This is a genomic window from Paenibacillus sp. T2-29, assembly GCF_052921365.1.
The window spans coordinates 509,116-526,995 of the sequence record NZ_JBREVE010000003.1 but is presented as its reverse complement, the minus strand read 5'-3'; the positions used below and the strand labels follow the sequence as shown (position 1 = coordinate 526,995).

Here is a 17,880-nt window from a genome sequence, read left to right as displayed (position 1 = left end):
TATGTTGAAACAACATAATAACACTTAAAAAAGTATCCCTCGGCCTTCTTCTGAAAGCTTCGGGATACTTTTTGTGAAATAATATAACTTTATCGCTGAATCAAGCTTGCTTTTGGAAGGCTGGCGGACTTCCAGCCGGGCGGGGACGAATCCGAAGCCCCACGATCCATTTGCCCAAAGGCAAATGTGCCAGCAACCATGTTCCAACAAGAGAAAAGATTATACAGAGAACGAATGAAGCCAGTGTACGAAGAACGTGACTCCAATCTGTAAACAACGTTCCATCAAAATAGTAGGTTACGCGCAGCATAAAGGCGTGCATCAGATATGCTCCATAGGACAACGTTCCCATGACGGTCAGCACCCGCGCCGCACGTCCTCCCTTGTAAGCAATCCACGTTGCTACCCGATAAGCTACAAAAATAGACGTGATGCAATAAACAGCCATAACCGGACGCAGCAGAGACAAATAGTTAAAAGAAAGGACCGTACCTCGCGGCATCTGGAACTGACCGATCATCTCATACAGCAAGTATCCTGTAATCACGATAAAGAGCAGCCAGTATATCAACTGCGCCTTGATAACCCAAGCATTCCAACGCTTGACATTCATCCCAGCTGCCGCTCCTAATATAAAATAAAAGAAAAAATAGATCACATTCCGGTCAGCGTATATGGTAAACCAAGAAGAAATGACGGGAAGCTGGAGCTGATCCATCACTTGATATACGGGTCCCACCGCCAACATAAGCAAAATATAGAGGACGCCGAATCCAGCCAATGCAGCGGGTCGCCATGTTGACGGCAGTAGCGCAGACAAACGACGTACAGCATAACGAAACACGGGAAATAACACATAACATTGGATAATCATAATGATGTACCACAGATGATAGCTGCTTTTCCCGTTCAACAGCTTCTGGAAAAAATCTAACGGGTGAATAAATCCTCCACCTTGGGCAAGCTGATTCCCCAACTCGTATAAAAGAGACCATATGATATAAGGAACGATGATATCCATGAATCGTTTACGTAAAAACGTTCCATATTTTAAGGCCCCATCATAATTGTAAAATAGCACCATTCCAGTAATGAACACAAACACAGGTACTGCAAATTTGGAACACAGCAGTAATAGGGTCATTACAACTCCGTCCTGGATGCGCGCCCCCGGCGCAACCGCATAGTGTGCGACGGAATGCTGAAGAACAACGGCTGCAAAAGCCAACCCTCTCAGCAAAGCGACTTCGGAAATTCTCTCTTTTTGACTCATGTCACTCTCCTGTTACATCTAGCAATTTATAAATCTATTATAACGACAATCCTGTAAAAATATATAGAGGGATAATGGTGCCAATGCCAAGCAAAGCATCATCTATCTTAGGTATATTCAATCAGTAGCTAGCACATAAAAGCAGCAGTCTCCTCACGGGGAGACTGCTGCTTTAGAAAACCTATAAAAGAGGACGGAGCCAAATTATTGTAAATTACGTTTCCACCAGCCATGTGATGGTTACAGGTTCCTTCTAGTATCTGTGTACGCATCTGTCCGCGTATCCGCCACCGTATCATCATATGTTCTGTAACGATCCGCGTTCAGAGAACGGTTGGTGCGGAAAATATCATATACATCCCGGTGGTGATCAGCGGAATCTACCAGAACCAAAATCTTGCCCTGATCGACGTATGTCTCGTATTGACGAGCATCATCTTCTGGAATGCCCAGTCCAACCAGTCCACCGACCAAGCCACCTGCTCCCGCTCCGACAGCTGCTCCCGTAAGGGTAGCCGCGATAGGTCCAGCAGCAAGAATAGGTCCAATACCCGGAATCGCCAGAGCCCCGATGCCTGCCAGCAAGCCAGCGACGCCGCCTACAACACCGCCGGTAGCCGCTCCGGTAGCCACGCCCTCTGGTGCTTTGGTGCCTGTCTCCTCACTAATCGTCCTGAGGTCGTCACGGTCACGTGTAATCACAGAAATTTCACTGTTTGGGATTCCTTTGCTCTGCAATTGTCCAATCGCACGAGATGCTTCTTGCTCGGTATCAAAAACACCAACAATTTTCTTTTCATTATAATCGTTTAAGTTATTAGCCATGATAGTTACCTCCCAATATGTTGTTGTTGTTGAGTGGTTCGTTTTTTTATTACCCCACTATCCTGACGTTTAAACGATTTTACAAAATTCGCAATGATGTCTACTTCAAGTTCGGCTTCCGATCATCGCTTAGGTTTTGCTCTGTTAGTCGCCACAGCTTCTAGTGGATCATCCGGCCAATAATGCTTGGGATATCTGCCTTTTAGGTCCTTTTTAACTTCAAAATAAGTCTCGCTCCAGAAGCTGGACAGGTCAGATGTCACTTGCACAGGTCGCTGGGCTGGTGACAGAAGGTGCAGCACAATCGGCACACGTCCACGTCCAATACGAGGCGTATCCTTCATGCCGAACAGTTCTTGTAGTCTCACTGCCAGCGAAGGTGCCTCAGGTTGCGAATAATCGACAGGAATACGAGAACCACTGGGTACACGTATATGCGTCGGTGCTTCATTTTCAAGCTGCTGCCGCTGTTCCCAATTCAACCTGCCAAGCAGCAATTCGCTACTGTCCAGTCGTTGCAAATCAGCTAAATTTTTGGCTCCAAGTGCAAAAGGCAACAGCCACGATTCCAGTGAATCCAGTAGCGCAGATTCTGAGCTGTCTGGCCATTCCTCGGGTGCTGAGAAATGCATAAAAATCAAACGTGCCTGCAACTGAAGAGTTGGCCGATTCCAGGACAGCAGTTTGAGACCACGTTCCCGGACACCCTGCATTAAGGCAGCCGCGATTTCCTCTGCCGGAGGTCGCTCGTAAGACGTCTCCTTTAAGATGAGCGAGCCCAGCCGAATTACCTTGCGGGCTCTCACGGCTGAAACGGAGCTATCCCAATATACATTGGCTTGTTCCAGCAGTAAATCGCTGCAATGCTGGATCAGCTCTTGAAGTTCAATCGGTGCCGCCAACTGAATGGCGCCATCTGCTCCCTCGTCGTCCACTTCGGCGGCGACAAGATAGGTCGAACGCGACATCCACTCCACTTGTCGGAGTCGCGCGCCCCGACCGCCGCTAAGCAAAAAGCGGCCGTCCCCTCGGCCCTGCGCGATCCGATCCGGATACGCGAAGGCCAGCAGCAGCCCGCAGGCCGCGGAGCCGTCAGGCTCGTCCTGCGCTGCGGCTGCGTCCGGCAGCGTGACTAGCAGCTGCCGACTCTCCTGCACGATACGTCGAATCACCGTATCGTCTGCCGCCCCCAGCAAGCTATGCGTACTGCGGGCGTGAGCCGCCTCGCGCAGAGCATCCAGCCTCGGGCGCAAATCCGTTCCGCCATGAGCACGGAACGGGTCCCGCTCTTGCAGCAGCGCCGCCAGACGGCTGGCAGTCGGAGCCAAGCCAAGGGCTGCTGCGTGCAGCAGCATGTGCCCGAGGCGCGGGTGGGTGCCCAAGGCAGATACCTCGCGCCCATGCGCGGTAATGCCGCCTGCTGTACCATCGGCCGCGGCCTCCAGGCAGCCAAGCTGACGCAGCAGACCTGTGGCCTGACGGTATGCCGCCTCAGGCGGGGCATCCAGCCAGGCCAGTTCGGCGGGTTCGTGCACGCCCCAGGTCGCCAGCTCCAGTGCGAGTGAGGCCAGATCGGCCGCCGCGATTTCCGGGCGGCTGGCATCTGGGTGCGCGGTATGCTCCTGCGCGCTCCACAGCCGATAGCACACGCCCGGCTGGAGACGGCCCGCCCGTCCGCGTCGCTGATCCGCGGAGGCCTTGGACACCTTTACGGTGGTCAAACGGCTCATGCCGGTACGCGGGGAAAATACCGATTCCCGTGACAGTCCGCTATCAATTACCACTGTGATCCCGGCGATGGTCAAGCTGGACTCGGCAATTGAGGTGGCCAGTACAACCTTTCGGCTGCCCGGAACCGACGGTCGTATTGCCTCATCCTGCTGCTCCAGCTTCATACTGCCGTAAAGCGGAATGATCTTGACGTGTGCTGACAAATTTCTGGACGTCAGCTCTCGTTCCGTTCTATGAATTTCTCTAGCCCCTGGTAAAAACACCAACAGATCGCCTTCATGAGCATGAAGCGCCTTTTCTACCGTCTCAGCCGTAAAAGACTCTAATGAGGCTGACGAAGGCTTGGGCATATGCAAGGTTTCTACCGGAAACACGGTGCCTGGACATTCCAGTAAGGGTGCATCTCCTAACAGTCTGCATACAGGCTCTGCCTCCAGAGTGGCAGACATGATTAATATTTTCAAATCCGGTCGCAGCAGCGCCTGGCTTTGCAGGGCAAGTGCCAATCCCAAATCTGCATGCAAGCTGCGCTCGTGATACTCATCAAAAATAATCAGACCGACTCCCTCCAAAGCCTGATCATGTTGCAGCATCCGGGTCAGCACACCCTCCGTAACCACTTCAATCCGCGTGCTTGGCCCTATCTTGGTATCCATACGAACGCGGTAACCCACGGTCTTCCCGGTGGACTCACCCAGTGCTTTCGCCATTTGTGCTGCTGCCGCACGTGCTACCAAACGTCGCGGCTCCAGCATGATTATCTTTTGCCCCGCCAGCCACGGCTCATGCAACAGTTCTAATGGTGTTACTGTTGTTTTCCCCGCTCCCGGCTGTGCAATCAGTACCGCCGCTGAATGGGATAGTAACGCATGTTTAAGCTCGGGGATGACTTGCATAATAGGCAACTGTTTATCTGTCAATGAAATCTCTCCAATGATACGCTTGTGGCGTAGAATCTAAGTTTGAATTCCTATATTATTGTGAATTTTTCACTACCTGTAATTATTGAAAAACGAGTAAAAAATGTTAAGCTGGTCCCCAGTACAGGGATTTCACCTCGACCTGTTGGGCCTAAGTTTTCTAAATCTATTATACAGATATTTAAATTTCCCGTCTGGTCATCGCAAGTATGCATACTTTCTGGTGCTAGCTCCTATACCTGTCGAGATGCACTCGCGCCAAGATCGTTTTATAATATGGTTAATAAGGATTGCTGAAGGACGGAATATAGAAACACGGGATACAGAATCGAGGTAACTTTCGTATGGAATTACAAACTCAACCCATTAGAGGACGTTTTGCCCCAACACCATCGGGATGGATACACTTAGGAAACGCTCGCACCGCCTTATTATCCTGGCTGCATGTTCGTTCCCTGGGCGGAACCTATATTTTACGTATGGAAGATATTGATATGACGCGAGCTCGCAGCACATTGGCGCAAGGAATAATGGAGGATTTGCGCTGGATCGGGTTGGATTGGGACGAAGGACCCGATATTGGCGGTCCCTACGGTCCTTACACTCAAAGCCAGCGGCTGGAACGCTTCCAATCTGCAATGGAGAAACTTCAGGGGCAAGATTTACTGTATCCTTGTTTTTGCAGTCGGGCAGACATTATGGCTACCGCCCATGCTCCGCACGGACTGTCTGGTGAAGGACCTGCATATTCAGGGACATGTCGTAACCTTAGCTCTTCAGAAGCTCTGGCTAAAGCACAGCATAAACTCCCTTCACTTCGTTTTAAAGTACCGCAACATCCAGATGCTATTATTTCTTTTCATGATCAGGTAGCTGGTCATGTATCTTTCGCTGCGTCGGAGGGGGGCGATTTTATTATCAAACGGGCAGACGGCATGTTTTCCTATCAGCTTGCCGTCGTCATCGATGATGCGGATATGCATATGACTGATGTGCTGCGTGGATATGATCTTCTTGATTCGACTCCCCGTCAGCTATTGTTATACCAAGCTCTCGGCTTGCAGCCGCCGCGTTTTGCACATGTTCCCCTTGTCCTGGGTCCGGATGGACGAAGACTGGCCAAGCGACATGGTGGCGTAGCACTCCGAGCCATGCGCCGGCAAGGAGTTACACCGGAAGCCGTCATTGGCTGGCTCGCCTACTTTTCCGGGCTGCTGGATACTCCCGAGCCTGTGAAGGCTGTGGATTTAATCGCTGGGTTTCATTTGGACAAACTGCCCAAAGAACCCGTCATCCTAACGAAGCAATGCCTCATGAAATTATCTGCACTGCAACGGTAATGGGACAAAGCACGGAAAGCAAAATGTACGGGCAAGGGCACTCCGCCCTTTGCTCCTCTCGCTTCTATTCCTCCAGTCGCTGACGCACAGCAGACTCATATTCATAAAATACAGACGACGTATTCAGCCCTCTTTCCTCCAGCAGCATCCGAAGACGAAGCGATTTTTCAGTCAGCCTGCGACTGATCCGCTGTTGCTCTCCTGCCTCATGGCAAGCGTGAAGCAAGTCACGTAGCTGGACACATTCCTTTTGCAACTGTAGCTCTTCTGGTAAAATGCCAGCATTTTTCAACAGCTTATATGACATCCGAAGCTCCTCTGGAACATGTGACAAATCCTCAATTACCAGTGGCTTGCCCGCTCCCGGCAAATGATCAAATTCGCCTTTGGCCATCGCCTCGGCAATCTTCTGCTCTGCCATTCTAGAGAACATTTTCATCCACTCCTTGTATTAAGCATCCTATGTACAATCTATATTAAATAAACCTGGATTCCTTTGCCACTCTAGCTTACATATTATGAGGTTGTCCTGTATTCCTGTAGGAGAGTGATGGTTATTCTTCGATCCCAAGCAACTGACATACTTGTTCTCTATATTTTTTGGCCTTGCGTGTTCCATGAATGAGATTGGATAAGCGGCTAGCAGGAATATGATAGGTGTCACAAAAAGTTCTCTGGTCCATTTGAATTTCAACTAGCTTTTGTTTGATTTTCCAGCCCAAAGGGGTTACAGGATTTCGTTTGTTCAACAGCGCTACCACCTCTTCATAGTATAGAATTTAGGATCTTTATTGGAGTTTGGAGATTGGAGTTCGTCTTCCTTTAAAATGCATCATGCACACACATTAGCTAAGATTTCATTTTGCAGGTTTGGTATTGATTCAATAGTTCATCCAGTTTCATGGATTGTTCAATTACTCTAGGATGCGTTAAAAACCCATACTTTTTCTGCACTTGGTACAGTCTTTTTCTGGCCCGTTCGACACGAAGTAAAGTCACACCTGGATTCATCAGCATGATTCCCCCTTCTGTGTCATATCCTAATGCAAAACGTAAATTTTTGGATTTTTTTAAAATACGCTTAACAAAAAAAGCGCTTCCGGAACATTCCAGAGGCGCATTTTGTCGGCATATGTTTATATATAAAATACAACAGACTCCTACAAACTGAGCTTAAAACCCAACCCAACTATTATTTCACTATGCAGTCGGATGTTACTTCCATTGCTACCCCCTCCGTATTTCCTGAATAAAGTCAGGCGTGGGTTAAAATCTGTGGCAAAAGTGACCGCTTTACTTGCACAGCAATAGTCTTTTCTACATTTTCCATATACATTTATTTTTTCAGCTTGGAGTCAACACTGAGAAATGATTGATTACTACTAATAATAAAATAATCTTTCTTTCCGCCCTTCTCTAACTAAATTCTCATACTTCGTACACACTCTGAAGTCTGCAAATTTTTTGAACTGCTCAAATAATTTTATGCAGCTAATGAAAAAAGCTTCTTTGTTAATGACTAATGATTTAGATAACACGTCTAGTAAGTATTTAAATCCATATGAGTAATTACCTTTATTTAAGTAGTATTTAGCCAGCTCATATTTAAAACGTGTTGATTGTTCTGGAACCACTTGATGAGTGTACATATCCACAGATGGTTGTGGTTGGGTAATCGAATCAATCTCTTTTTCAAACTGTTTAAGTATGTCATCTACATCAACTTGATATCGGTTTGCTGCCATCATAACATTCAACAGCTTTGTAACCATTTCTTTTTCAGAAGCATCTGGCGATGCAGCAATATATTCAACATAATTGTTTAGTACACTTATATCTCCAGATAATAGTTTATAGGTGTAAATATTACCTTCTGCCCAATCTTGAAACTGTTTAATCCAATGCAGAGTATCCTCGTCCGTCTCTTTGACCCAATCTAAATTAGCGTAGGCATATGTATATTCTAATGCCTGCTCATAATCTCCTTTGGCTTCATATACACTGGCACACAATAAATCGGCATAGGTAATATACACAAACAGGGGGCGACTCAGCTTCTTTTCAAGTTGCGCATGGTTTCGCTTCTTCTGCTGATGCTCCAATGTGTATTGGATTTCAGCTTTATCTTTCATTTTGCGAGCAATCACATCAAGCCTGTCCCATAAACGCAAAGAACGATACACATTCGCCAAATCCTTTAATGCATCAAGCTGATCTATTTCATCCAGTCGTTCCACGAAAGGTTCAAATAATGTCGCTGCCTTGAGATTAAGACCTTGATCGTCTCCAACTTGAATCGTAAATATGCGATATTGACATATGGCCAAGCGTTCAGAATGCTGATATTTCTCCACTTCTGCGACATTCTCATAAAGCAGCAGCGCAGCAGCATGTCTTCCCTGTTCAAATAATGCTTCTGCAACATCAAATAGTCTGGACGCATACAGCGGATTGTCCATAATATGACCAACCATTCGACGGATTGTATCCAGCTTGTCCAACTCCGCACAACGATACAATAATGGCTCGATTCGCCTAAAATTCGGAGAAAGTTCAATGATATAATTTTCTATGTATAGATCGTAAAAATAGCCTTCTGGCAAATCCATAGCCACAGTAATTCGGTCTAGCTGCTGGACAGAAACAGGACGATGCTGAGTAATCCAATTACTAAGCGTTCTTTGATGAACCCCTGAATATTCGGCAAATTGACTCAACGTCATATCATTTTGTTTTAGATAATCCTCAAACTCCGCTGAAATCGTAGGTGTATGCTTCAAATCATAACCACCCTTCACATTAAAATTCCATTTTTTAAAAAATCACCCTCTATTCTTCTCCAAAATTAACCATCTGTCAATATATTATGCAACTAATGTTTATAACGAAAATTAAGCATATCTTACACATATTGAGACAGGTTAGACGAACGACATCCTGAAATGATTGGATTGATCCAAGTAAAAGGTTCAATGAGTTGACATGACTAATTCATTTCCCCATGTGCAGTCCCACCAGCAATGATATAGAGGTCACATGCAGAAACTCACGAGACCTTTTAATCACATGAAAAATCCCCTGATATTGATGCAATCAAGGGATACATAAGTTCATTTCTCGCGCTTTGATAATGCGAAGTTGATTATTTCTCCAGTCACAATTCCTGTCAGAATTGCATAGATACCCATAGCGCTCATCTTATATCCCAAAGCGTAAAATACCCCTATAACTATTGCGTAGTTCAATAGAATCGTTGCATAACGTTTTAGAACCTTACTCATGGAAATCCTCATAAGCAACTCCCACCTTAATTTATACTTCAACCATTGTAAATGTTTGGTGTCAATTATCAACATTGTATATGTCCAATCAAAATTCCGATGTTAATTCAGCTAGCTTCTGTTCATCGTTCTTAGATAAAGCCCCACTTTCTAAAATGGATTTTTTTGTTTCCGAGTAAGTATAGAGTATTGCTTGTGGAGAATCGTCACCTTTACTAACAAAGTCAAAGCTTTTCCCATCTTTATGCCAAACTATAGAGGAGATCAGTGTAAAATCCTTATCGGACACATGCGTATAGCTCTTACACTCTACATCGTATACTCCGATATAACTTGAACCTAGATCACCGATTCCAAACGCAATCTTTTTTCCATCTGGTGACCAATTATATGCATCAATCTTTTCACTTCCTGCTCCGTCACTATTCATCTCAAACATGTTTACAATAGTTTGAGCCCCCTCAGATAAATTAATTAGAACAAGTCTACTCCCCTCATGATCGCTTACATGGAGAGCTACCTGGTTGTTTTTGGATAAGGAAAGTGAATTAACTCTCAAAGGTCGTGGGTTGAGCTTGATAAGTTGCTCTCCGCGCTTACTTTTTATTTTCATAGAATCCACAACTTCATTGGCTTCGGCGGCTTCTTCCCCCTTAGCCTTAGTTAATTTTGCGGTAAAAGTAACATCTTTATTTTTCCATACAATCTGTTTTCCCGAAACTACAACCTTAAATTTATCTTGATTATTATAATACTGTGAATAATCTACAGAATTCATCTTTTTGTCAGTTGCTTTAGATGTTTCTATAGTTACTTTTTCTTCAACTTCTTTTACACCTTCCTTTGTGTTGTTAACCTCAATATTTTTCACTTCGTTCTGAGGCAGTTGTTGATTTGAACTTGCATTACCACTGCACCCTGAAATGGCCAACACCATTATTGCACCTACAGTCATTATCTGCGCGGATTTCATATATTCCTCCTTAGTATACAACGTGTCGTTATTCCTACGTCACTTGTATATGTAATATATTAAAGGTAAAGTACTAGTCAACTGTACATATAATCAAGTAATATACTTTACAATCAGTCCTCCCTTTCCTTTCTGTCTAAAAAAAGAATTGCATGTATCCATTCTGACAATTATCTTTTATAGTTGTTCTTCTTCTGGGATAGAGAAAAACATTTGTTTTGCTTGATCTTCGGTTGCTTCACCTAGAAGAGTTTTTTTACCAGTTTTATCAATAGTCCCGAACGTGGTGCCGCCCGGAACACTATAGTTATAATAAATGAACCCTTTTGGGATCATCGGCATTTTGCCGCTTTGTTCAATAATTTTGTTGTTGAGGAAAGGCAGACTTGCATTTTTGGCTTCCTGTTGCAGATTCAGCCTTGCAGACCAGAGGAGTTCTACATGTGTGTCAATGATACGATAGTAATTCACAATGTCCATATGTTGTTCAAAAAATTCACTGGATTGTTTTTTGGGGAAGTAGCGAATATAAGCCATACTATCCCCTTCTTCACCTGACAGTACATTAACTTTGACAATACGTGGAAGACTGTATGCACTATGACGAACTACAGAAATATCACTAGATTGGATTTCTTTCAGTATATCTTCTGTCGGTTTAACTACGTAAACTGTACGATCTGGAGCATTCCAGTACACTTGAGAACCGGACGCATTTGCAATGAAACGTAGCGGCACCAAAACACGACCATTTTTCATTACAGAAGAGGTAGACAGTGTTACTTTTGTACCACCTACCATTGCCTCTTTTTTGCCAGCCACCAGTGTTGATTTTGTTCCGTTATTATCTACAGTTACCGTTTTAGAAGTATTATCCCAGTTGATCGTTACACCAGGAATCGATTTTATCATATTCAATGCCACCAACGTGGAACCATTCTCAATATATGGCTCTGCATCTCCTGACACAGGCTTGTTATTTATCTGTACAATAATCGACTTGGAAGCCGCCGCAGAAACACCAGAAACACAGCTTGCAAGTACGCTAAAAGATATTGCAGATGCAAAAGCCGCTCTTGAAAATTTATTCATGATTTGATTAGCCACCTCAATAATATGTTTTTGCAGCCTTCCAAACTAAGCTGAACTTTATAGACTTTAAATAAATCGAATAGAATTAGCTATTAATAGGTTGGACAATATCTGTATAGGATTTCGCCTTTGCAGTGAGATCCTTTTGTTGACCTTATCATCTTTGTATACAGCTTTGATATTCCCCTTATCATCATTAAACATCCACTCCATCTTTAACTTCAACTACCGTATTACCAACATTGTTTCCATACATGTATCTGGAAGAATCCCCTCTTGGAAAAATGTAGGTGTATTCTTTGTTAGCCCCCGGTTTTTCTAAAGAAGAAAGCGATTTGAAAGAAAATTGAACCGGCAGCGAGATGGCAGCCTGACGAGCTGCTTGTAAATCTTCAGCCTGTAAGTTCTCTTGGTCCACTTTATAATTACTGTCTTGAATAAACAAAATGGACCGAAGCTTCTCATAGCTTGCCTTGTATCCAAAATTCTCCAAAACAAAACGAATAGGTACCAAGATCCTTCCCTGAATCATTTGGACAGGGACATCAACCTGGACTGCTTTGTTATTTTTGAATGCTTCTTTTTCGTTGGCCGTCAGCTTAATTTGATCTTTATCTTTTGTGATGAGAGCAGATTGACTTTTATTATCCCATTGATAAGTTACCCCAAGTGAAGCAAGCGTGCGTATAGGGACCAACACACGCCCGTCCTTAATAATAGGTGAAACATCGGTTGCTATAAACTTTCCATTCACATTCACCGCGTTAACGGATTTCGGATTGGCGGCATCAGCAATCGCCCAGGTTTGAAACGTAAGTACGAAGAAAAACACAAACACAATAACCTTTTTCAAGATAAATTACCTCCTTTTTCAATAACTTTCCTTACATAAGACGTATGAATTATCCTAAAATTCTTATCTATGCCAATTTCCATGAGCTACATTCAAATGCTTTTGCCTTACGCTCCGTTAGTGCGCCCAAACACGGGACAGGAACTTAGAACACCTAAGTTAGCCCTTCCTCGGTCTCGCAACCTCGCTCCTTCCTTGACAGCCAGCTGCTGGTTTGATTGAAATGGCCTATGCTACGATACAATTTGCAAAGTTGCTGAGTTTATTCTCTAACTTTATATGATTTAAGTGTATTTCATGGTAAAATTAACAAGTATTATAGCTATATAGGAGGATTTGTTTATGAAGAAATCCATTTACCTTCTAACATCCACAATATTGTTAACAACAGCTATAAGTTGTTCCAATCAAAAACCAGCAATTTCCACGAAAAATTCACAACAGAAAACATACAATCCAATTACTCAAGAAAATAAAAATGATACTGAGATTCTAAATGTTACACAGATTGCTACGGAATTTAAACAAACCGAATTTGAAGTAAGTGATTATAATAAATCAATTACACCGAATTGGATAAAACAAAGAAAAAGTAAATTGGAACCACTAATGACAACAAATTTTTTAAAAAAACAAGTCGATAATCGCAAAATCGCTCTTCCTCTGGAAATTGCTTCGCTTGAGAAAACCACTTTATCAATTGAAGACCTTCAATTTCAAGAGAAAAGTGTAACCAAAAAAAACATTGACTTAACATATTCTGCAACTCTTGTGTTGAAGGATAAAAATAAAAATTCACCTTGGAAGGCCAACTCATTTTTTTAAAAGAATGGCACGTGGAAGGTCAATAACGACATTTATAATGCAGATAAGTTTCAAGAAATTTTAGATAAGCATAAGCGGAAATAAAGATGGGACTTTTATAAGCTTCAGTTTTGGGGCTAGTTTTAAGCCACAAGCGAGACAAAGGACGTCACTAGTACACTAGGTCGTCCTTAGATGAAGTTGAATCATACTCTATTTCATTTGATCTTTCCTTACTTCACCGGAAATAGGTACAATAATATCCGCTAATCCCGTAGTATTTTTAGGCAAAGCTTGCGTTACTGGCTTCTCGGTCCCCACTTTACCATATGTGACACTATGATCCACACGTTCTTGTAAAAAATAATATTGTGTTTTGTCTTCCGATGGATGCTTTCCTTTTTCTTTCATTTTCTTTCTCGAATCTTCTTCTACACCTTCCCAAACTAAATGTTTAACATCATCCTTAATTTCATAGTAAGTATATAAATTACCAACAACATAATAATATCTCAATGCTTCTCCTTCAGGAAAGATATACTGATAATAAACACCCTCCTCGGTATTATTAAGTGTATTTTCATCCTTAGAAGGAAGATTTACAGCGATTTTACGTGCCGCCACCAAATCGGTACCTTGATACAGCTTCTTATATGTTTCTACTTGATCAGCACTTCGAATAATGACAGTGTTCTTCTCCGCTTTCCAGTCTACGTCGCCCTTAAAGGCTTCGCTGATAAAACGCAAAGGCACAACAACGCGATTCTTGTTTAATTGAGCAGGCACATCCAAAGTAAGTGTTTTTTCTCCATAAGAAGCTTCTTTTTTTTCGATCGTAAGTACAAGCTTTTCTTTTACCCCAGGAGCATTGACAGTCACCGTCTTCTTGTTCGCGTTCCAGACTAGATTAAGCTTTAGCGGCTTTAAGGAAGCTAAAGAAACCATAGTTCTCCCTGCGACAGAAACAGGGGGAGCATCTGAATGTACCACCTCACTATTTATGACCAATTGAATCGACGGTGCAGCAGAAAGCGGGATAGCAAACGTTAAGAGCATGCTTAAAGTAAGCATAGATGAAAGAAAGATATTTTTCATACCTAACTAGCCTCCAAATTTGAAATTCACTTAAAACCCAACAATGCTTATATTTTGAATCCAAAAGCAAAATAAAGAACGTCCCTTGCTAAGGACGTCCTTAATAAACTGAATCAGTAGTAGCTATTGTTTTCTCGTCTCATTAGGAATAGGTTGGATAATATCTGTATAGGATTTCGCCTTTGCAGTGAGATCTTTTTGTTGACCTTTATCATCTTTGTATACAGCTTTGATATTCCCATTCTCATCATTAAACATCATAATATCAGTTACCCATTCGACGTAATTATAGCTAGGTCTCTTTCCAGCACTTGATGCAATATCTTCCAGACCCGTGGATACAGTAAACTGCCAGACTGCCTTGGCCACTCCATCTTTAACTTCAACTACCGTATTACCAACATTGTTTCCATACATGTATCTGGAAGAATCCCCTCTTGGGAAAACGTAATTGTATTCTTTATTAGCCCCCGGTTTTTCTAAAGAAGAAAGCGATTTGAAAGAAAATTGAATCGGCAACGATATAGCAGCCTGACGAGCGGCTTGTAAATCTTCTGCCTCTAAGCTCTCTTGGTCTACCTTATAGTTACTGTCTTGAATAAATAGTATGGACCGAAGCTTCTCATAGCTTGCCTTGTAGCCAAAATTCTCCGACACAAAACGAATAGGTACCAATATTCTTCCTTGAGTCATTTGGACAGGAACGTCTACCTGAACTGCTTGGTTATTTTTAAATGCCTCTTTTTTGTTGGCCGTCAGCTTAATTTGATCTTTGCCTTTTGTGATGAGAGCAGATTGACTTTTACTATCCCATTGATAGGTTACCCCAAGTGAAGCAAGCGTGCGTATAGGAACCAAAACACGCCCGTCCTTAATAATAGGTGAAACATCAGTTGCTATAAACTTTCCATTCACATTCACCGCGTTAACGGATATAGGATTGGCAGCATCAGCAATTGCCCAGGATTGAAACATAAGTACGAAGAAAAACACAAACATAATAACCTTTTTCAAGATAAATTACCTCCTTTTTCAATAAGTACCTTTACATAAGACGTATGAATTATCTGAAAAGTTTCTAATCTATTCCAAAAAATTCATATGTTTTGAGATGATGAGCGAAACGAAGTGTCCATGGTGTTTTTTGCCCTCCCTTTGTCCCCTTTCAAGGCCCTTCGATCCGTTGGTTGCGTTAAGCGAAGCCAGGAATTTAGAGCCTTCGCTGGGCTCTTTCTCCCGGCGTAGCGCACTAGTTATCGGTAAGAGTAGCGCCCAGCGGTGCGTACTTTTTCTTAGGGAGACGCTCTGGCCGCCTTAGAGCAAGTAGCATGAGCCAGCCTCCCACTCTTTCCCAGGCTACTTTCCTGCTTACCGATCGGGAAGCCAGCCTGCTTGCTACAGGTACCTAGGTTGGTTCAAACCAGCCTTTAGAGTTACAACCGGCTCATTAAAAAAGCGCTCCTGGATTCCTCCAGAAACACCCTTTCTAAACAATGATCTTTTCCGAAATTACTTTCCTTTACGCATTATGCTTTTTTTAGTAAACTTACACACAAACATTGTATAATAATTGTATAACTGTAAATTCGGTGAGGGGAAAGAACGATGTTAAAAAATCCTTATTATTTAACTTTTGTTCTTTTGGTATGGCTCATAGATAGTCTAGTTTTGCGAATTTCATATAATTATCCGAATACTCTTTATAACTGGTTGTTAGCATCATTAATAATCCGTTTAATTGTACGTGCTATTTATGCAACATATCAGAAAAATGAGAAGATCAGTAGGATAACTGATAGGATTGTAGAATTATTTATGCTACTCATTTCATTCGGAGTTATCATATCCATATTTTCAACTAAAGACTTTTCATGGTCAGATCAATTAATTTTTCTGCTTGCGGAGCTATACTTACTTATCGGTGTGTGCGTTAATATTTTTGAAATCAGAAGCAAAGGGCGGAATTAGATCATATGTTTATATATAGTTGAATAAATGGAAAAAGAAGGTGATACTAGTGAGTTTTTATCTTGTATTATTTATTGCAGCTGTGATTCAATTTGTTCTGGATAAAATTATCAGCAAAACAGATGAGAAGATATCAGACACGGATGGTTTTATCCCATACAGGTGGTTCGTTGTGATTGGGGGTATTGGTATATTTTTGTCACTTTTTTTTGTTAATGAACCTCCTTATAAATATGTTTGGATTGGCGTATTACTTATTATAGTGTTCGGTGTTCGATCTATCTTCCAATGGAAATATATTCGAAGTTCACAAAAACATATTACTTCACTATTGATGATGGCTATATCTGTAGTTGGTACAATTGTTTACGTTTTAATTTAACAAAAGCCCGCACATTTGTGCGGTTATGTGCCAGCTTCCCCACTCTTGTCCTGTTCGCTCCCTTACTTGCCGATCAGCCAGCCTATTTGCTACAGATACCCCGGCTGGTAAAACCAGCCTTTAGGTTTCAACCGGATCATAAAAAAAGACGCTTCCGGTTCCCCAGAAACGTCTTTAATAATCTTCAATCCACAATGATACGTATATAAATAGTACGTAAGCTAAAAGGAAGAACCCAATCACATTAAAAAGGATAATCCAGATAAAACTTTTTTTAATGGAGACAGGATTTTCCCCCACCATCTAAGGATTCTTTGACGGGTAGGCAACAACTCATATTCCAATTTCTTTAAAACATGTTCCGCTTTTTTCTCATCTTTATTTAAAAGTTCACTCCAAATTTGTTCATATTGCTCTCGAATTTCTTCTTTAGTAGAACTATCTTTTAGCAAAACCATTTGCAACCTCCATAGAAAGCAAAGTAGCAAGAAGACCTGAAGAACAAAGTTTCAGATCTCTTTGCATCTAATCTTAATTCTCGTAAACATGTCCTCTTACCTTCACGGAATTACCAATTTCCTGTTCTTCAGCCATATCAACTTCCTGAAGCTTACGGATAGGAAACTAAGACGTCCTTGTAAAATGCGCTCTCAGCTGCTGCCAACCATCTTCTTCAACTTCACTTCGATAGCACGATGATGGAACGCAGCGGAACATGGTTCTGCTCTATGCAGGTATACATGATGATTAGCGTTTTACCAGCCTTTAGGGTTACAACCGGCTCAAAAAAAAGAGGGCTCCTAGATTGAGCCAGAAACACCCTTTTATCGCGATGAATTACCTTCCTTTGCGAAGTATGTTTATTTTATGTATTTTTCAAAAGATATTGTATAATAATTGTAAATGGAGTGGGGGGAGAGAACTATGCTGACGAAGCTGAAGAATCCAATTTTTCTTATTTTGATAGTTTTCTTGGCTACCCTAACAGTGCGACTTGTATATAATAATCCACCCCATTATATTTATGATTGGTTGATGGGTATATACGCCATCCGTTTGATCGGTCGGACGTTGTACGAAAAATACCAAAATAAGCATAGAACCAGTATTGTAACTGACACGGTTGTAGAAGTGATTATGGTTATGATCTCAGTTGGAATTATCCTATTTTTATTTATGTCACAAGAAACATGGTGGCATAAGTTACTTTTTCTAATTGGAGAATCCTATTTCCTCATTTATAGCGGTTATACTTTTAAAGAGATCATACAAAAAGAGCGGAATTAATCCGCTCCTATGCTATAAAGGCCGGTCATATCAAGCAGATCCCATTTATTAAACCA

General features: G+C 42.3%; 17 protein-coding genes. 4 read left to right on the top strand and 13 right to left on the bottom strand.

Translation table 11 applies throughout. The features are described from left to right. Nucleotides 1-100: 100 nt before the first annotated feature. The 3 genes from ACU1JV_RS12090 to hrpB form a co-directional block, all read right to left on the bottom strand. Entirely contained in the window at nt 101-1,273 is a 1,173-nt protein-coding gene (locus tag ACU1JV_RS12090) for an acyltransferase (protein WP_413985996.1), read from the bottom strand. A gap of 240 nt (nt 1,274-1,513) precedes the next feature. Beyond that, nucleotides 1,514-2,098 carry a general stress protein gene (locus ACU1JV_RS12085; RefSeq protein WP_413985995.1) on the bottom strand — a complete coding sequence of 195 codons (585 nt, stop codon included), beginning with the start codon at nt 2,096-2,098 and terminating at the stop codon, nt 1,514-1,516. Nucleotides 2,099-2,220: 122 nt separating this feature from the next. Next, a complete protein-coding gene (gene hrpB / locus ACU1JV_RS12080) occupies nt 2,221-4,749 on the bottom strand; it encodes an ATP-dependent helicase HrpB (RefSeq protein WP_413985994.1) in 2,529 nt (842 codons plus the stop codon). Nucleotides 4,750-5,093: 344 nt separating this feature from the next. On the opposite strand from hrpB, the gene gluQRS reads away from it, so the two are divergent. Next, on the top strand, nt 5,094-6,089 hold the full coding sequence (gluQRS, locus tag ACU1JV_RS12075) for a tRNA glutamyl-Q(34) synthetase GluQRS (RefSeq protein ID WP_413985993.1): 996 nt from the start codon (nt 5,094-5,096) through the stop codon (nt 6,087-6,089). A gap of 64 nt (nt 6,090-6,153) precedes the next feature. Here gluQRS and ACU1JV_RS12070 read toward each other — a convergent pair whose 3' ends face one another. The 7 genes from ACU1JV_RS12070 to ACU1JV_RS12040 form a co-directional block, all read right to left on the bottom strand. Then, nucleotides 6,154-6,528, bottom strand: a complete 375-nt coding sequence (locus ACU1JV_RS12070; protein ID WP_043885934.1) for a DnaJ family domain-containing protein — start codon at nt 6,526-6,528, stop codon at nt 6,154-6,156. Nucleotides 6,529-6,643: 115 nt separating this feature from the next. Continuing rightward, nucleotides 6,644-6,838 carry an XRE family transcriptional regulator gene (locus tag ACU1JV_RS12065; RefSeq protein ID WP_413985992.1) on the bottom strand — a complete coding sequence of 65 codons (195 nt, stop codon included), beginning with the start codon at nt 6,836-6,838 and terminating at the stop codon, nt 6,644-6,646. A gap of 100 nt (nt 6,839-6,938) precedes the next feature. Further along, nucleotides 6,939-7,106, bottom strand: a complete 168-nt coding sequence (locus tag ACU1JV_RS12060; protein ID WP_013370820.1) for an aspartyl-phosphate phosphatase Spo0E family protein — start codon at nt 7,104-7,106, stop codon at nt 6,939-6,941. A gap of 365 nt (nt 7,107-7,471) precedes the next feature. Continuing rightward, nucleotides 7,472-8,869, bottom strand: a complete 1,398-nt coding sequence (locus tag ACU1JV_RS12055) for a helix-turn-helix domain-containing protein (RefSeq protein WP_413985991.1) — start codon at nt 8,867-8,869, stop codon at nt 7,472-7,474. A gap of 589 nt (nt 8,870-9,458) precedes the next feature. Then, nucleotides 9,459-10,343, bottom strand: a complete 885-nt coding sequence (locus ACU1JV_RS12050) for a TolB family protein (RefSeq protein ID WP_413985990.1) — start codon at nt 10,341-10,343, stop codon at nt 9,459-9,461. 177 nt (nt 10,344-10,520) lie between these two features. Further along, nucleotides 10,521-11,435 carry a copper amine oxidase N-terminal domain-containing protein gene (locus tag ACU1JV_RS12045; RefSeq protein ID WP_413985989.1) on the bottom strand — a complete coding sequence of 305 codons (915 nt, stop codon included), beginning with the start codon at nt 11,433-11,435 and terminating at the stop codon, nt 10,521-10,523. 196 nt (nt 11,436-11,631) lie between these two features. After that, complete coding sequence (locus ACU1JV_RS12040; RefSeq protein WP_253806484.1) at nt 11,632-12,288, bottom strand: copper amine oxidase N-terminal domain-containing protein; 657 nt, start codon at nt 12,286-12,288, stop codon at nt 11,632-11,634. Nucleotides 12,289-12,630: 342 nt separating this feature from the next. Here ACU1JV_RS12040 and ACU1JV_RS12035 point away from each other — a divergent pair, with 342 nt between their 5' ends. Next, on the top strand, nt 12,631-13,113 hold the full coding sequence (locus ACU1JV_RS12035) for a hypothetical protein (RefSeq protein ID WP_413985988.1): 483 nt from the start codon (nt 12,631-12,633) through the stop codon (nt 13,111-13,113). A gap of 192 nt (nt 13,114-13,305) precedes the next feature. Here ACU1JV_RS12035 and ACU1JV_RS12030 read toward each other — a convergent pair whose 3' ends face one another. Together ACU1JV_RS12030 and ACU1JV_RS12025 are read right to left on the bottom strand one after the other, a co-directional pair. Continuing rightward, entirely contained in the window at nt 13,306-14,187 is an 882-nt protein-coding gene (locus tag ACU1JV_RS12030) for a copper amine oxidase N-terminal domain-containing protein (RefSeq protein WP_413985987.1), read from the bottom strand. A 123-nt stretch (nt 14,188-14,310) separates the two neighbouring features. Beyond that, a complete protein-coding gene (locus ACU1JV_RS12025; protein WP_413985986.1) occupies nt 14,311-15,201 on the bottom strand; it encodes a copper amine oxidase N-terminal domain-containing protein in 891 nt (296 codons plus the stop codon). Nucleotides 15,202-16,204: 1,003 nt separating this feature from the next. Here ACU1JV_RS12025 and ACU1JV_RS12020 point away from each other — a divergent pair. Continuing rightward, nucleotides 16,205-16,537, top strand: a complete 333-nt coding sequence (locus tag ACU1JV_RS12020) for a DUF4181 domain-containing protein (protein WP_013370808.1) — start codon at nt 16,205-16,207, stop codon at nt 16,535-16,537. 239 nt (nt 16,538-16,776) lie between these two features. Here ACU1JV_RS12020 and ACU1JV_RS12015 read toward each other — a convergent pair whose 3' ends face one another. Next, nucleotides 16,777-16,995 (bottom strand): hypothetical protein, encoded by a 219-nt coding sequence (locus ACU1JV_RS12015; RefSeq protein WP_413985985.1) that lies wholly within the window; start codon nt 16,993-16,995, stop codon nt 16,777-16,779. 466 nt (nt 16,996-17,461) lie between these two features. Between ACU1JV_RS12015 and ACU1JV_RS12010 the strand changes: the two genes are divergently transcribed. Continuing rightward, nucleotides 17,462-17,824, top strand: coding sequence for a hypothetical protein (locus ACU1JV_RS12010; RefSeq protein ID WP_137078374.1), 363 nt, complete (start codon nt 17,462-17,464; stop codon nt 17,822-17,824). Nucleotides 17,825-17,880: the final 56 nt, after the last annotated feature.

Bases quoted from the DNA above. Each gene is read 5' to 3' on its own strand.
- ACU1JV_RS12035 (WP_413985988.1), top strand. From the start codon at position 12,631: ATGAAGAAATCCATTTACCTTCTAACATCCACAATATTGTTAACAACA.
- ACU1JV_RS12050 (WP_413985990.1), bottom strand. From the start codon at position 10,343: ATGAAATCCGCGCAGATAATGACTGTAGGTGCAATAATGGTGTTGGCC.
- ACU1JV_RS12045 (WP_413985989.1), bottom strand. From the start codon at position 11,435: ATGAATAAATTTTCAAGAGCGGCTTTTGCATCTGCAATATCTTTTAGC.
- ACU1JV_RS12070 (WP_043885934.1), bottom strand. From the start codon at position 6,528: ATGAAAATGTTCTCTAGAATGGCAGAGCAGAAGATTGCCGAGGCGATG.
- ACU1JV_RS12090 (WP_413985996.1), bottom strand. From the start codon at position 1,273: ATGAGTCAAAAAGAGAGAATTTCCGAAGTCGCTTTGCTGAGAGGGTTG.
- ACU1JV_RS12085 (WP_413985995.1), bottom strand. From the start codon at position 2,098: ATGGCTAATAACTTAAACGATTATAATGAAAAGAAAATTGTTGGTGTT.
- ACU1JV_RS12030 (WP_413985987.1), bottom strand. From the start codon at position 14,187: ATGAAAAATATCTTTCTTTCATCTATGCTTACTTTAAGCATGCTCTTA.
- ACU1JV_RS12010 (WP_137078374.1), top strand. From the start codon at position 17,462: ATGCTGACGAAGCTGAAGAATCCAATTTTTCTTATTTTGATAGTTTTC.
- ACU1JV_RS12015 (WP_413985985.1), bottom strand. From the start codon at position 16,995: ATGGTTTTGCTAAAAGATAGTTCTACTAAAGAAGAAATTCGAGAGCAA.
- ACU1JV_RS12060 (WP_013370820.1), bottom strand. From the start codon at position 7,106: ATGCTGATGAATCCAGGTGTGACTTTACTTCGTGTCGAACGGGCCAGA.
- gluQRS (WP_413985993.1), top strand. From the start codon at position 5,094: ATGGAATTACAAACTCAACCCATTAGAGGACGTTTTGCCCCAACACCA.